Below are 14,979 nucleotides of genomic sequence, written 5' to 3' on the forward strand. Positions count from 1 at the left end.
ATGCACCCCCACACGCACCCCGTGCCTCCCCCCATCGCTCACGATCCGGCGCACGGCGGGCATCCCGAGGCAGGGAAACCCAAGGAAAACCCAAGGAAACCCACGTCAACCGCAAGGCCACAACCAGCGAAAATCAAGGCGAACTTTCGGTGAACCGAACGTCCACGGGCGAAAGAACGGGGCCATCACATCGCGCGAATGCGGCACAATGGTGGCAAGGAGGCCCCGCCATGGTCGATGACTACACCGCGAAGATGACCGAGCTGATCGAACTGATGCGCGTGATCGGCAACGACACGCAGCAGTGCGAGGTCAAGGAGTGCAAGCGCAAGATCTCCTCGACGATCACCGACACGCTCTCCGCGTTCTCGAACGGCTCGGGCGGATGGATCATCCTCGGCCTGTCCGAAAAGGAGGGGTTCACGCCGGTCGAGGGCTTCAACGCGCGCTCCATGCAGGAGGCGCTGAGCCAGGCGTGCGAGAAGATGACCCCCGTGGTGCGCCCGGTGATCGTCACCTGCCCGTTCGAGGGGACGAACCTCGTGTTCGCGCGCGTCGACGAGATGCTCCCGCGAGACAAACCCTGCTTCATCACCGCGCTTGGCCCGCACACCGGCTCGTACATCCGCACCGGCGACGGCGACCGGCGCATGACCGCGTACGAGGTGGACCGGCTCATCGAGGAGCATCTGCAGCCCACCTACGACGTGGACCTCATGCCGGGAGCCACCCCCGACGACCTCGATCCGACCTTGGTCAACGGCCTGCTCACGCGCGTGCGCGAGCAGCACCCGCACGTCTTCGCCGGGCGCTCCGACACGGACATGATGCTCGATCTGGAGATCCTTCGCCACGACGACTCGGCGGCCGAGACCCTCGGCGTCGGCGGCGTCCTCAGGCCCACGCTGGCCGGCCTGCTCGCGTTGGGCCGCTACCCGCAGAAGTACTATCCGCGGCTGTCCATTTCGATCGCCGTGTTCCCCGGCACGGACCGCGACGACGTGTTCCGCGGCGACGAACGGCTCGTCTACTCGGGCAGCGTGGTCGGGTCGATCCCGGTGATGATCTACGACGCGGTCGAATCGCTGATGCGCTGGATCGGCGCGAAGAAGCCCGACTATCCGCCGACCGTATTGCGCGAGGCGATCGCGAACGCGCTCACGCACCGCGACTACTCCCCCGACGCGCGCGGCACGCAGGTGCGGATCAACGTGTTCACCGACCGCATCGAGATCACGAACCCCGGAGGCCTGTTCGGCACGGTCACGCACGACGTGCTCGCCAACCCGCATCCGGTCACGGGCGTGCCGTTCGTCTCCACACGCAACCAGTTCCTGTTCACGCTGCTCGAATCGACCCCGTACCCGAACGGCGGGTACGTGAACCCGGAGGGCGGCGACGGCTACCAGCGGATCGCCGCGACCCTGCGCGAGGCGGGGATCGAACCGGCGACCACGCGCAACACGATCAACACGTTCACGATGACGATCACCCGGCATCGCACCACCAAACGCGGGTCGACCGGCGACGTGTCGAAGGCGATCCTCGACGTGCTGGAACGCCATTCCGCGATGAGTCTCAAGGAGATCCTGCGCGAGTTGCAGCTCACCCCCTTGGCGGCGACCTCGGGCATGCGCGAACTGCTCAAGGAGGGTCGGGTCATCCAGGTGAGGTTCCGGGACGACCCGACCCAGCGGTATCGGCTCAAGACCGCGTGAGCGGCTTGGCGACTGCTCACGCCTCGGTCAGCTGCGTGGTCGGCGAGACGAACGACGCCGGGCGAAGTCGCCTGGCGCGTCCGGCGGCGAGTCCGACGCAGACGAGCGCCACGGCGAACAGGGCGACGATGCCGGTCGCGATCCCCCATGCGATCACGTCCGCGCCGGAGGCGGACGCCGAGCCGATGCCGAGCGCGTCGTCGATCGAGGCGCAGTACCACCATCCGGGCAGCATCCGGCCGAGCGCGACCATCGGCGCGGGCATCATGTCCAGGGGGAAGGTGACGCCGGAGGTGAACAGGATCACCAATCCGAACACGTTCGCGAACCCGTTGGCCATGATTTCGTTGAACCCGCATTCGCCGAGCAGGAAGCCGCAGGCGACCGTCATCAGCGCGTACACGCAGGTCGACGTGACCGTCATCGCCACGCCGGCCAGGTCGAGCGAACTCGGGTCCACGCCGGCCGCGGCCATCATCGCGAGGACGATGGCGAGGTAGCCGGCCACGACGACCAGCGCGAACCCGCACAGGGTGGCCATGCGCTGCAGGCTCATCGTCGAGGAGCGCTGCGGCGAGGCGTACAGGCGACGGCGTGTCTCGCCGGTGTTGAACACGCCCAGTACGAGGGAGGTGCAGACGGTCATGGCGAGGAACAGCGGGTAGAGCACGACCTTCATCAGGCCGCCGAATCCGTCCGCGGCCCGGTCGGGCGTGGATGCCGAAGAAGCGGGGTCGGCATCGCTGTGGTCGACGGCGATCGCGTGGTTCGCGTCCTTGTCCCGCGCGGCGCCAACGGCCTGTTTCGTCGCGGACTTGAGATCGTCCAGCGTGAGGTTCGCGAGTGTGCCAGCAGGCAGCTGGTCGGTCGAGAATCCGTCCGATTGCGCGCCTGCCGAGCCAGTCGCGTCCGCACCGAACCGTTCGGCCAGCTGCGCGGGATCGACCGTGACGTTGCCGCCGATCAGCGCGGTGCGGGTCAGGGACAGGAAGCCGCTGACGTCCATCGACGCCATCGCGCCCAGTCCGGACGTGTAGCTGGTGACGGTCTCGACCTCGGGCGTCTTGCCTTCCGACGTTCCGGACGCCCACGACGAGACGGAGGCGACCAGCCCGTCCGCGTACCCGTCGGGGATGATGACGATCAGGTCCACCCAGTTCGAGGCGACCGCCTGCTGCAAGGTTTCGGGATCGTCGTCGAGGTCGGTCAGCTCGTTGTCGACGGCGAGGTAGGCGCGCATCGCGTCGGCCACTCCCCCACGGTTGGCGTCCCTGTCGATGACCGCCACGTCGGCTTTGCCGGGCGTGTACGTGTCGCCGACCGGGCGGCTCCCGGACAGCGCGGAGCCACCGAGCGCGAGCATCATGACGCCGATGCCGATCAGGTAGACGAGGATGTAGATGCGGTGCGCGATGAGCACGCGCAGCGTGGCCTTACAGGTGTTCATAGCGTTGCTCCTTGAGCATGATCGCCCCCGCGGCGAGGAACAGCGCGCTCATGGCGAGGAGCACGCCGCAGGTGGCGAGGAACGGACGGTAGCTGTCGAAGTAGAGGATGTCGTAGAACAGGTTCACGACCTGCTGGGTGGGGTTGACGAGGGCGAGCACGGGCAGGTTGCGGGCGATCCAGTCGCTCAGGGACATCGCGAACGCCCCGTACAGGCCGGAGAACAGCGACAGGGTGCATGCGATGGCGCTGGTCATGCCGACCTTGACCCCGTGGGAGAGTTTCGGTATCGCGCCGATCATCGTGCCGAACGCGCAGGCCATGAACGAGGCGACCACCACGGCGAGGACGGCGGCGGGTTCACGCCCGCCGAACGGGACGCCGAGGACGAAGCGGATGTAGGCGAACGCGACGAGCAGGCAGACCGAGGCGCACAGCCAGCTGGCGAGGAACCCGGCGATGAGCTGCCGCGTGCGGCTCAGGGGCGCCACGCTGCGGCGTATGCCCAGCGCGGACAGGTTGGCCTGCGCGGTGACGACGGCCCTGATCGAATAGGACATCGCCATGATGCAGGCCATGGCGAGCAGCGCGTAGAAGTACCGGGTGGAGATGCCTGGTGCGGAGTTGGTGAGCGTGGTCTCGCGGGTCATGCCGGTGGTGGCGCCGAGGGATGACCAGAAGGCCCGGCTGGTCGCGGCCCAGGGGTTGTCGGCGATGAGCTTGCGGGTGAGCGTGTCGGTGCGGTTGTACAGGCTGATGGCGCCGTCGAGGGCCGAGATGGTGATGGCCTTGCCCGAGACCGCCGCGCTGGAGCCGTCCAAGCCGGCGACGGTGCCCGAGGCGAGGGTCAGGGTGATGCGCCCCTGCCTGTCGACGGTCAGGTAGCCGTCCGCATCGCCTTTCGCGATGAGGTCGCGGGCCTTGTCGATCGAGTCGGCGGGGGTCGCGTCGAGCAACGACCGGCTGATGCCGGTGGTGTCCTTGGCTTTGCCCGACAGTGCGTCGATGAATGTCGAAGCCCCCTTGGCATCATTCCAGTTCGCGTCCTGGACCGTGGCGAGGGGCACCGCCTTGAGCTCGTATTGCTCGCCGAGGTCGGCGAACATCATGTTGAACAGGGTGGCGAGCGCGAGGGGGAAGACGATGAGCCAGAACATCGACGCCTTGTCCTGCAGGTTCGTTCTGAGGGTCATGACGAAGGTGGACCACATGGTGCGTCTCCTTTCCGTGTTTCCGTGAGGTGCGTGGGTGGGTGGGTGCGTGGGTGGGTCAGTCGCGCAGGGCCGTGCCGGTGAGTTCGAGGAACACGTCGTTCAAAGTGGGCGGCCGGCTGGTGAGGTGGCCGATGCTCGCGTCTCCCGAGCGCAGCACGCCGATGAGGTCGACGAGGTTGTGCTCGCCCCGCCGGCAGGTGACGTCGAGTTCGCGGCCGTCCCATGCGGCGTCGATGACGAAACCGAGCGCGCGTACGGCGGCGAGCGTCTCGTCGTTCAGGTCGAGGGTCTCGATGGTGATGCGTTCGCCGGTGTCGACCATGTTCTTCAGTTCGTCGGCGGTGCCGAGGGCCAAGTGCCGGCCGTGGTCCATGATGAGGATGCGGTCGCAGATCTCCTCGACCTCTTCCATGTAGTGGCTGGTGTAGATGACGGTGGCGCCGTCCCGGTTGAGCCGCCGGATGCCTTCGAGGATCGCGTGGCGGCTTTGCGGGTCGACCGCGACGGTGGGCTCGTCGAAGAAGATGAGGTCGGGCCTGTGGGCGATGCCGCAGGCGATGTTGAGCCTGCGCAGGAGACCGCCGGAGAGCTTGCCGGGGCGGTATTTGCGGAACTCCTTCAATCCGGCGAAGTCGATGGCCTGTTCGACGAGCGGGGCGCGTTCGGCCTTCCTCGGCACGTACAGGGAGCAGAAGTAGTCGATGTTCTCCTCGACGGTGAGCGCGTTGAAGACGGCGACGTTCTGTGGCACGAGTCCGATGCGGCGTTTGAGCGCGTAGCTGGTGGGGGTCATGGGCTCGCCGAAGACGCGGATGGCGCCCGCCTCGTAGGTGAGCAGGGCGAGGATGCAGTTGATCGCGGTGGTCTTGCCGGAGCCGTTGGGGCCGAGCAGGCCGAAGATCTCGCCCTGGCGCACGTCGAGGTCGAAGTAGTCGAGCGCCGTCATGTCGCCGTAGTGTTTGACGAGCTTGGAAACGCTGACCGCGGGGGTCGCGTCGATCGCCGGGGTCGTGGTGTCGGTCGTCATGTCCGCTCCTTTCCTGTCTGGGTTGGTTCCATCATGCCGTCCGGCGGGGTGCCTGGGCCACCGGCAAACGTCACGATCGGCTTGGGGCGCGGTGACATTTGTCACGGGTCACGATCCTCGCGCGTCCGCCCCGATCGGGCGGCCTGATGCGGGTAGGCTGGTGGTGATGGATGCGTCCCGCTCCGACGCGGGAGCCGAGGCATGACCGGAGCGGGGGTGAAGGCGTATGCGTGCGATGGCCGAGAAGGCGCTGCTGGCCGCGCTGGGCGTGGCGCTGGCCGTGGTCGCGCGCATGCCGGTGGACGCGACGCTGGTCGTGGCGCTGCTGGCCGCGGTGTCGGTGACGAGCGCCGTCGTGTGGATGCCGTCCGCCCGGCTCGCGTGGCTGTCGACCGCCGTGTTCGTGATCGTCGCCGTGTTCGTGCCGGCCTGGCGACTGTTCCTGCCGTTGGCCGCGTACGACGAGGCGCGTATGACGCTGCCAGATACTCGACCGGGCGTACGACCGGGCGTGCAACCGGCACGTTCCGGTGCGTGGTGGGCCGGTATCGTGTTTCGTGTGATTCCGCTGCTGCGATGGTTGTGGCTGCTGCCGATGATCCCCCCGATCGCGTCCCTCGTCACGGCCGGCGGTCCGGAGCGGGCCGGCGCGGCATCGTCCGGTCTTGCCGATTCGACCGGTCTGACCGGGCTGCCCGCCCCGGCCTTCGTCGGGCTGCTCGTCATCGTCTCATGCGTGGGATGCGCGCTGGGGTTCGAGTCGCGCGCCGTCTCCTCGCTGCGCGGCGAGACGCGGCGGTTGCGGGACGACGCGCGCGAACGCTCCCGCGCGACCCGCATCCGGCTGGCCGACGTGGCCGAGGAGCGCGCGCAGTCGGTGCGCATGGCCACGCTCGGAGAGCGCACGCGCATCGCCCGCGAGATCCACGACAACGTCGGCCATCTGCTCACCCGTGCGATCATACAGGCGCAGGCGTCGCGCGCGGTGGCCGAGGCGACCGGCGACGGCATGGCGGCGCAGGGCTTCGGCGCGCTGTCCTCCACGTTGGATGACGCGATGACGATGGTGCGCCGGTCCGTGCACGATCTGGAGGACGACGGCACCGATTTCGCCGCGCAGATCGACGCCGCGGCCCGATCGTTCGACGGCGTCTCCCCCGGTTTCCGCGTCTCGTTGACGAACGACATCACCGACGCGCCGGCGCCGGTGGCCCGCTGCTTCGCGACGGCGATCCGCGAGGCGCTGTCCAACGTGGTGCATCACAGCGCCGCGCGCGAGGCGAGCATTACATTGCGGGACATGCCGGCCCTGTGGCAGCTGGTCGTGCAGGACCCGGGGCCCGCGGCGGACGTGCCGGGGGCTCCGACCGGCGAGCGGGGACGCGGCATGGGCGTCGCGGACATCGAGTCGCGGGCGCGCGCGTTGGGCGGCACGGCCCTGTGCGGGCCGCACGCGGGAGGCTGGCGCGTGTTCGTCTCCCTGCCGAAGTCACGCCGATTCATCGATAATCGCAAGGAAGGGAGCGCATCATGAGCGTCGCGATCGTGGATGACGATCCGATCGTCTGCCAGTCGCTGCAGACCATCCTCACTGCCACCGGCGCGGCGGAGGTGCTGTGGACGGCGAACGACGGGCAGACGGCCGTCGAACGGTATTTCGACTCGCCTGCCAGCCGGCCGGACGTGCTGCTCATCGACATCCAGATGCCCGGCATGGACGGTCTGGATGCGGCGCGCGCGATCCTCGGCCGGGATCCGGCGGCGCGCATCCTGTTCCTGACGACGTTCGCCGACCGCACGTACATCGCGCAGGCGATGGCGCTCGGCGCCAAAGGGTATCTCATCAAACAGGACGTGGCCGCGGTCGCCCCCGCGATCCAGTCGGTGATGGCCGGCCAGATCGTCATGGGCTCCGACGTCCTCGGCAAACTCACCGATACGGCAAGGCCCTCCCCCGCGTTGGACGGACCGGTCGACGATCTCAACGAGCGTGAGCGCGAGATCGCCTCGCTGGTGGCCGAGGGACTCGATAACCGCGACATCGCCCACCGCCTGTACCTGAGCGAAGGCACCATACGCAACCGCGTCAGCGCCCTCCTCGACAAGCTGGGCCTGGCCAACCGCACCCAACTAGCCATCCTCTGGCTCAACGCCCACCGCTAAAAGCGAATCGGCCCCTCATTAGAGGGTGCCGGAATATGACCGCTTACATGAAGAGGAACCAGGAGGTGGTGTCCCAGCGGATGCGGACGGGCATGTTCATGCCGTGGGCGAACTGCTTGAAGAACAGGAACAGGAAGGCGAGCGCCACCATCACGGCGAAGAAGCCGAACACGACCCGTCGGAGCGTGTCGTGGGCGTCGAACGCGGGTCGCGCGGCGTCGACGGTTTCGTCGGTTCCAGACCGTGACGAAATGCCGGCCTCATCCGCACCGGCCATGACGGCCTTATCGATGGTCGCCTCCATGGTCTTGCCGACAGGCTTTCCTACGGTAAGAACCTCGAACGCTTCCCCGGCCGCGTTGAATTCGGCGTCGAGGGCATAGAGGACGGCGAGCATGGCGGTCATGAGCATCCAGGCGAAGTCGATCTCGTAGCGGTAGTCGACGCCGGTGATGCGGGCGTTGATGAGGAACGCGAGGCCGGCGGCCGTGAGCGCCCCCGCGATCAGGCCCGTGGCCTTGACGCGGCGTGCGAGCGGACGCCACAGGACCACGGCGAACAGGATCAGCGCGAAGGGCGCGTCGGTCATGAGCCATCCGCCGAAGTGCGGGTGTTCGGAACGCCATGTGGTCAGCGGGATCTCGTCCCAGCCGACGAACGGGAAGTGGGCGGTCAGGTTCGGCGGCTGGAACAGGTAGTGGAAGACGAACGCCGGGTACTGGGTGAGGGGCGCGTGGAAGTGCGTCATGTCGTAGCCGGTGAGGTTGTAGGTGGCGCCGAAGTTCGTCGGCGAGCCGAATCGGGCCATGTTGTACGCGAACTGCGGCAGGAACACGATCAGATACGGCACGATCGCGCACGCCCATACCGCCGCCTCGCGTACGAGGCCGCGGCGACCCGCGAGACCGCCCTGCCAGAGCCGCACGATGTCGTCGGCGAACAGGGGGATGGCGATGAGCGAGGCGAGGATCACCTGCGGCCGGCAGGCGATGGTCAGGGCCATGAGCAGCGATCCGGCGGCGAGGAACCTCACATCGAGGCCGCGCAGTTTCGCCTCGATCCACAGGGCGAGCCCGCCGGCCGCGCAGGCGACGGCCAGCTCCTGCGGGATCTGGTAGAAGAGGCCCAGTTGGATGAGGATGGCGATGCCGTTGCCGAGCGTCATCATCACCATGCCGAGCATCACCGCGCCGAGCGAGACGGGGCGATGCCGGCCGACGAGACGGGCGATCTGCACGGCGAGCAGCGCGCACGCCACGGACGCGAGCAGGGCGACGATGGCGATGCCGGCGTTGGTGGGCAGCCGCATGCCGGTCACGGCCTTGAACGGGGCGAACAGCAGCAGCGCGGGCAGGACGCCGAAGTAGCTGTAGTATTTGCCGTCGTGGAAGGCGACGTCGAAGTAGATGGGCGTCTCGGGGTGGTTCAGCGCGAGCAGCGTGCGCGATCGCGTGTCGTACGGGTTGGCCATGTCGGCGAACGCGCCGTTGACCGGATAATCGAGCCACGGACGCCCTTGGAGGATCGCGTCGGCGAGCCGCTGGTACTGGTCGGTGGCCTGCCATGTGGCGTAGAAGTCCCAGTACACCGGGTCCGGGCTTTCCTGCGGGGCGGCCATCGCGAACAGGGCGAGCGGTATCAGGCAGGTGACCGTCCCGCACGCGACGAGCGGGACGACGCACGCGCGATCGCGGGCAAGACGCCGCCGGTAGAGCCGTGACGACGGGCGGAACAGGACGACGGCGAGCGCGGTGAGGATCTCGACGGCGAGGCGCAGCGGGCTGAACCGCATCGGCACATGCGGGTTGACGGTGATCGGGTTGTACGGGATGACCGCGCCCTTGTCCATCTGGTAGCGGATGCGCACGCGGGTGGCGCGGCCGCCGACGCGCGAATACCGGGAGTCCTCGGAGGAGGGCGAGTATCCGACGTCGGCGTTGGCGTCGTACCAGCCGCCGTCGGTGTCCTTGGCGGTGGAGAGCTGCCAGCGCACGGGGTCGTCCTGCCGGGGGCGTTCGGAGTCGACGTGGCCCATGTACAGGTATTCGATCGACTGGTCGGCGGAGACGTCGCGCCACGCGTGCTCCGGGTCGGTGATGACGGCGACGCCGCCCTGCTCGACCGTCAGCCCGGTGCCGGTGCCGTCGTCGCGCGCCTGGACGGGGTGCGCGCCGAGCGTCTGCCAGAACGGCAGGTTGAAGACGAACAGTTCGAGCAGGACGATCACGGCCGCCGCGATGACGGCCGCCCTGTGCCTGCGCATGAAGCGTGCGTACGGGAAGCGTGCGGTCAGGGTGCGCGATGTCGCGGACGTTTTCATCGGGCGGCTCCGTCGACTCCCGCCGCCGACGACGGCACGTTCGACACGTTCGACACGTTCGACACGGTGCGTACGCCGTCCTCGCCGCGCGAATGGCCGAGGCCCGCGGCGAACTGCCTGATCCGCTTCAGGTCGAGGATGCCCATGGCGACGAGCAGCGTCAGGTAGGCCGCGTATTCGAGCATGTACACGAAGACGAGCACGATGAAGTTGCGGTCGGGCAGCACCGCGCCGAGCGCCGCCATGACGATCCACAGGACCACGTTGACCCCCACCGCGCGCCACGCGGTCGCCGACATGACGTCGCCGAACCGGCGCCGCACCTCGAAGTAGGAGACGGTCATCGTCAGGAACGTGGAGCCCATGCTCACGGCCGCGACCGCGGTGATGCCGCCGAGACGCGCGGCGACGACGAACGCTATGACCACGACCGGCAGGGACACCGCGGAGAGCACGTCGGAGAACCGCGTGTCCCGCTCGGCGTTCAACACCATGTTGAGCACGACGGTGGCGCCCATGAAGAAGCTCGACAGCGCGAGGCACGACAGGGCGGGCGCCGCCACGGCGAACTGGCGCGAGTAGAACGACGACAGCAGGTCCGTCGCGGTCGCAGAGATCGACACGGCCATCGGCAGGATGAACACGACGGCGAGCAGCACCAAGTCACGCGCCCTGCCGAGCGCCTCGTCGCGGCGGCGCTCGCCGATGAGCCCGGCGACGACGGGCAGGATGATCACGGCGAACGCCTGCAACAGGTAGTAGGTGGTCTTGCCGAAGTTCATCGCGCCGGTGTAGAAGCCGGCCATGCCGTCGGGCAGGACGGCCTTGACGACGAGCGTGTCGGCGCTCAAGACGAGGGACGCCATGATGAAGAACAGGGAGAACGCGAGCGTGCCGTGCGCGGCCTCGCGCCAGCCGATGCGCGGCAGGCGGGCCTTGTCGCGCGAGCCGCCGCGCGCCTGCCTACGCGAGGCGATCAGGTACGGGGCGAGCATGAGCGCGCCGATCACGATGACGAGGACCATCGACGCGCAGTAGCCGACCTCCACGCCGATGACGGGGCGGTCGGGGAACACGAACATGATCAGCGGGATCGTGCCGAGTTTGACGAGCGGGTACATGGTGGACAGCAGCGCGCTGTGTCCGAAGCGTTTGAGGCCGTCGTTGATGCCGAGCATCACCACGTACAGGCCGTTGGCGGGCACGAGGAACGCCGCCAGGCGCATGTACAGGTCGAGCGAACGGTCGCCCAGCACGCGGCCGAACACGGGGGCGCCGGCCACGTCGATGAGCACGAACACGGCGACGATGGCCATCTGCACGGCGAGGGTCTTGGCGACCACGTCGCGCGGGTCGTAGCGTCCCGCGGACAGGGTGCGCGACAGGGACTGGCGTGCGCCGTTGGATACGAACAGGTATTCGATGTCGAGCACGGTGATGACGGTGCCGACCACGCCGTAGGCGGCGGGCGACGCGAATCCGCCGAGGAAGAAGTGGATCGCGTACCCGCTGACGAAGAACGCGAGGTTGCTGATGAGGTTCAGGATGAGTCCGCGGTTCATTGACCGTCTCCTTCTTTCTTCGGATTGCCGTTCTCGCCCTTCCGGCCCTTGTCTTTCCTGTCCTTCGGGCCCGGCGAGGCCGGCACGTCCGGCACGTCCGGCCGGCACGCGCACAGGGCGATCATGAACGGGATGACGACGAGCGCCCACAGCATGTACCGGCTGGCGGTGGGTTTGAGCGGGATGGAGATCGCGTTGGGCAGCAGCGACAGGAGGGACCACACGAGCGGCGCCGCGTAGGCGGCCGGCAGCGCGGTGCGCATACCGACGCGCGGCTCCTCCCCCGGTTCTCCCGACTCCCCCGGCCGCAGCAGCCGGAACAGCAGGAACATCGGCATCAGGAACGTCCACAACGCGGTGAGCGTGAGCACGTTGAGCACCGGGACCGACTGCCAGAAGCCCCACAGCGCGTAGGCGCACGACTGGCCGGCCGTGTTCGCGCGGTATGCGGGCATCTGGGAGAACGGCGGGCTGATCGCGTTGGCGATCTGGAACCAGATGCGGTTGGTCGTCGCCTCGGGCGCGGCGCGTCGCAGCTCGTCGAGCCCGATCCCCCGGTCGGTGGTGTTCAGGGGCGTGCGCTTGAGCGAGAACCAGCCCGATTCGAGCGCGGCGAACGCGTTGATGTAGGAGTCCGGGTGACGCAGGCCCATCGCCGCCCACGCCTTCACATAGTCGGCGATGCCCGACGGATCGCGCAGCGAATACTGGATGACCGGGTCGGCGAGGTACGGGTTGTAGCGATCGGCCATGTCCTCGAACGGCACGCGGTTGACGCGGTCGATGGCGGCGCGTTCGGCGTCGGTCACGTCGCCCGGGTGATCGAGCGCGTACCGGGCGGTCATCTGCATCGGCACGACCAGCAGCTGGTTCTGGTCCTCGTGGGCCACATGCAATGGCCCGCGCACCGCCGCCGGGAACACGGCCATCGCGATCAGGGCCGTGACGAGCGCGCAGGCGAGCGCGGCGAGCCGGTCCGCGCGGGCCGCGCGCGTCAACGGCAGGCAGAACAGGGTGAGGACCGTCACGTACAGGCCGGTCATCGTGGTCAGCGCGGCGAGGATCGACAGGACCGTGAACCCGACGGCGAAGCGGGGCGATCGCAGCGCGGCGAGACGGGTGCGCGCGGCTTCGGCGACCATGACCAGCCACGGCACGAGGAACAGCATGTGCAGGGAGTCCTTGACGATCGACATCATGAAGATCGGGAACGCGGGGAACAGCGCGAAGAAGACGAACAGGACGATTCCCGCGGTCCGGCCGCGTGTCCGGCCATGTGCCCGGCCGACGCGCGCCACGTACAGGCACACGCCGGTAAGCTCGACGCACATGAGCGCGACCTGGACGAGGATGTACGCGGTGACGCCGGTCTGGTAGTCGCCGGCGAGCGCGTCGCCGAGTCGGGCGAGCGTGCCGAAGACGACCGTGTCGAGGACGGGGTGATGGGAGGAGATCGACCCGGCGGGCTGCCCGTACGCCTCGATGCCGTACCATTGGGCGATCTGGTCGCCGGTGTCGTACCAGATCGTGCCGGGGTGCATCATGATGATGACCGGGCTCCAGCACAGGAGCATGAGGGCGGCGGGCGCGAGGAGGCGGGCGGCGAACGGCATCGCCTGCCAGCGGCGGGATGCGGCGGACGCGAGTCGGCGGAGCCGGGCGATCGGCGCGACCGCGGTGGCGGGGGCGGGTCCGCGGTCGGGACCGTGACCGGACGGACGGTCCAGCAGCGCCTCGCCGAGGAGGAACAGGACGAGCAGGATCGCGGCGACGGCGACGGATTTGAGGGCGAAACGGAGGTCGAACGGGCCGACGGTCGCGACGGTCGCGGCGTTGTCCGCGGCGGCCGTGATGACCCCTCCCATGAGGCACAGCGCCGTTTGCACCGCCGACGGCGATCTGAACCTGCCCGTAATCATGATTACGACGATAGGGTACGTATTTCACGCGCCGAGGCCAATTGGCTTATTGTTCACCGAGCGGTGGCGGTGCGGTAACGCAATATGGCGGCGCGGCGGCGACGATACGGTAGCGGGACGGCCGACGGACGGCATGGGGGCGACCCGCCCGCCGACAGTCACGTCCCACGTCGCCGGATGTGAGAAAATAGACATGGTGTCAATATCCGGCGTCCCTGGAACGTCCATGGAACACCCTTGGCATGGGAGGTACCCCACATGACCCGCAACGACATGACCCATAACGATATGACCGACACGACCGCGACCGACGCCCGGCTGCCCGACTGGGTGCGCCACGGGATCTTCTGGCACGTCTACCCGCTCGGCTTCTGCGGCTGCGAGATCCGACCGCAGGGCCCGCGCGAGTTCCACGGGCGCGGACTCGAAACGCTCATCCCCTGGCTCGGATACGCGCGCGATCTGGGCGTCTCCGGCCTGCTGCTGGGCCCGATCTTCGAATCCGACACGCACGGCTACGACACGCTCGACCACATGCACGTCGACGTGCGGCTCGGCGGTGACGCCGCGTTCGACCAGTTGGCCGACGCCTGCCGGGACATGGGCCTGTCCATCATCCTCGACGGCGTGTTCAACCACGTCTCACGCAACCACCCGGCCGTCCGGGCGGCGATCGACGAGGCCGCGGGCCGCCCCTCCCCCGACGACGGACCTTGGCGCGGCATGGTGCGCGTGCACCTCGACGCGGACGGCGCCCCCGTGCTGGACGTGTTCGAGGGACACGGCCGTCTGGTCGACCTCGATCACGACAGCCCGGCGACCGTGGACTACGTGACGCGCGTGATGAACCACTGGCTCGACCGCGGCGCCGCCGGCTGGCGTCTCGACGCCGCCTATTCGGTGCCGACGGCGTTCTGGGCGAAGGTTCTGCCGACCGTCAAGACGGCCCACCCGTATTCATGGATCTTCGGCGAGGTCATCCACGGCGACTATCCGGCGATCGTCAAGGAGTCCACGATGGACTCGGTCACCCAGTACGAGCTGTGGAAGTCGATCCAACATTCGCTCGAGACCGACAACTTCTTCGAACTCGACTGGAACCTCACACGCCACAACACGTTCCTCGACACGTTCGTGCCGCAGACGTTCATCGGCAACCACGACGTGACGCGCATCGCCTCGCAGATCGGCCCCGACAAGGCGGCGCTCGCGCTCGCCGTGCTGATGACGGTCGGCGGCGTGCCGAGCGTCTACTACGGCGACGAGCAGGGGTATGTGGGCGTCAAACGGGAGGCGTTCGGCGGCGACGACGACATCCGACCGAAGTTCCCCGACTCCCCCGACGAGCTGTCACGGCTCGGCGAGCCCGTGTACCGGTTGCATCAGGCGCTGATCGCCCTGCGCCGGCGCAATCCGTGGCTGCTCGAGGCGCGCACCGAGAAGGTGCTGCTCGAGAACCGGCGGTTCGTCTACCGCACGGTCGCGCGGGACGGCTCCGACCGGCTCACCGTCGAACTCGACATCGTCTCGAAGCCGTCCTTCGAGATCCGCGACGCCGCCGGCACCATCCTCTACCGGTACTGAACATCTCCTTGCAGGCCCCCTCTGAT

The 14,979-nt window shown here is 68.2% G+C and carries 10 protein-coding genes; 4 read left to right on the forward strand and 6 right to left on the reverse strand.

Features of this window, described 5'->3' with window-relative positions:
- Positions 1-230: 230 nt before the first annotated feature.
- Positions 231-1,718 carry an ATP-binding protein gene (locus CSQ85_RS02400; protein WP_150382676.1) on the forward strand — a complete coding sequence of 496 codons (1,488 nt, stop codon included), beginning with the start codon at positions 231-233 and terminating at the stop codon, positions 1,716-1,718.
- A 16-nt stretch (positions 1,719-1,734) separates the two neighbouring features.
- Here CSQ85_RS02400 and CSQ85_RS02405 read toward each other — a convergent pair whose 3' ends face one another.
- Genes CSQ85_RS02405 through CSQ85_RS02415 form a run of 3 tightly spaced genes read right to left on the reverse strand, consistent with a single transcriptional unit; the run spans position 1,735 to position 5,405 of the window.
- Positions 1,735-3,165 (reverse strand): ABC transporter permease, encoded by a 1,431-nt coding sequence (locus CSQ85_RS02405; protein ID WP_150382677.1) that lies wholly within the window; start codon positions 3,163-3,165, stop codon positions 1,735-1,737.
- Complete coding sequence (locus CSQ85_RS02410) at positions 3,152-4,375, reverse strand: ABC transporter permease (RefSeq protein WP_150382678.1); 1,224 nt, start codon at positions 4,373-4,375, stop codon at positions 3,152-3,154. The genes CSQ85_RS02405 and CSQ85_RS02410 overlap by 14 nt, the downstream gene beginning before the upstream one ends.
- 58 nt (positions 4,376-4,433) lie before the next feature.
- The gene (locus CSQ85_RS02415) at positions 4,434-5,405 is read right to left on the reverse strand and encodes an ABC transporter ATP-binding protein (RefSeq protein ID WP_150382679.1); all 972 of its coding nucleotides are present in this window, start codon (positions 5,403-5,405) and stop codon (positions 4,434-4,436) included.
- Positions 5,406-5,631: 226 nt separating this feature from the next.
- On the opposite strand from CSQ85_RS02415, the gene CSQ85_RS02420 reads away from it, so the two are divergent.
- A complete protein-coding gene (locus CSQ85_RS02420; RefSeq protein ID WP_150382680.1) occupies positions 5,632-6,939 on the forward strand; it encodes a sensor histidine kinase in 1,308 nt (435 codons plus the stop codon).
- Entirely contained in the window at positions 6,936-7,568 is a 633-nt protein-coding gene (locus CSQ85_RS02425; RefSeq protein ID WP_190972847.1) for a response regulator transcription factor, read from the forward strand. The genes CSQ85_RS02420 and CSQ85_RS02425 overlap by 4 nt, the downstream gene beginning before the upstream one ends.
- 43 nt (positions 7,569-7,611) lie before the next feature.
- Here the strand turns inward: CSQ85_RS02425 and CSQ85_RS02430 are convergent, their stop codons facing one another.
- The 3 genes from CSQ85_RS02430 to CSQ85_RS13000 are packed head-to-tail and all read right to left on the reverse strand — an operon-like array spanning position 7,612 to position 13,369.
- Complete coding sequence (locus tag CSQ85_RS02430) at positions 7,612-9,888, reverse strand: hypothetical protein (protein ID WP_150382682.1); 2,277 nt, start codon at positions 9,886-9,888, stop codon at positions 7,612-7,614.
- Complete coding sequence (locus CSQ85_RS12995) at positions 9,885-11,450, reverse strand: lipopolysaccharide biosynthesis protein (RefSeq protein WP_190972848.1); 1,566 nt, start codon at positions 11,448-11,450, stop codon at positions 9,885-9,887. The genes CSQ85_RS02430 and CSQ85_RS12995 overlap by 4 nt, the downstream gene beginning before the upstream one ends.
- The gene (locus CSQ85_RS13000) at positions 11,447-13,369 is read right to left on the reverse strand and encodes a DUF6020 family protein (protein WP_190972849.1); all 1,923 of its coding nucleotides are present in this window, start codon (positions 13,367-13,369) and stop codon (positions 11,447-11,449) included. The genes CSQ85_RS12995 and CSQ85_RS13000 overlap by 4 nt, the downstream gene beginning before the upstream one ends.
- A 258-nt stretch (positions 13,370-13,627) precedes the next feature.
- Between CSQ85_RS13000 and CSQ85_RS02440 the strand changes: the two genes are divergently transcribed.
- Positions 13,628-14,953, forward strand: a complete 1,326-nt coding sequence (locus CSQ85_RS02440; protein ID WP_150382683.1) for an alpha-amylase family protein — start codon at positions 13,628-13,630, stop codon at positions 14,951-14,953.
- The last annotated feature ends 26 nt before the right edge of the window (positions 14,954-14,979 follow it).

It is taken from the genome of Bifidobacterium rousetti (genome assembly GCF_008698235.1).
Taxonomy (GTDB): Bacteria; Actinomycetota; Actinomycetes; order Actinomycetales; family Bifidobacteriaceae; genus Bifidobacterium; species Bifidobacterium rousetti.

What these genes read in the sequence shown, in the direction of transcription:
- CSQ85_RS02430 (WP_150382682.1), bottom strand. Translation starts at nt 9,888, where the DNA reads ATGAAAACGTCCGCGACATCGCGCACCCTGACCGCACGCTTCCCGTAC.
- CSQ85_RS02440 (WP_150382683.1), top strand. Translation starts at nt 13,628, where the DNA reads ATGACCCGCAACGACATGACCCATAACGATATGACCGACACGACCGCG.
- CSQ85_RS13000 (WP_190972849.1), bottom strand. Translation starts at nt 13,369, where the DNA reads ATGATTACGGGCAGGTTCAGATCGCCGTCGGCGGTGCAAACGGCGCTG.
- CSQ85_RS02400 (WP_150382676.1), top strand. Translation starts at nt 231, where the DNA reads ATGGTCGATGACTACACCGCGAAGATGACCGAGCTGATCGAACTGATG.
- CSQ85_RS02410 (WP_150382678.1), bottom strand. Translation starts at nt 4,375, where the DNA reads ATGTGGTCCACCTTCGTCATGACCCTCAGAACGAACCTGCAGGACAAG.
- CSQ85_RS02415 (WP_150382679.1), bottom strand. Translation starts at nt 5,405, where the DNA reads ATGACGACCGACACCACGACCCCGGCGATCGACGCGACCCCCGCGGTC.
- CSQ85_RS12995 (WP_190972848.1), bottom strand. Translation starts at nt 11,450, where the DNA reads ATGAACCGCGGACTCATCCTGAACCTCATCAGCAACCTCGCGTTCTTC.
- CSQ85_RS02420 (WP_150382680.1), top strand. Translation starts at nt 5,632, where the DNA reads ATGCGTGCGATGGCCGAGAAGGCGCTGCTGGCCGCGCTGGGCGTGGCG.
- CSQ85_RS02425 (WP_190972847.1), top strand. Translation starts at nt 6,936, where the DNA reads ATGAGCGTCGCGATCGTGGATGACGATCCGATCGTCTGCCAGTCGCTG.
- CSQ85_RS02405 (WP_150382677.1), bottom strand. Translation starts at nt 3,165, where the DNA reads ATGAACACCTGTAAGGCCACGCTGCGCGTGCTCATCGCGCACCGCATC.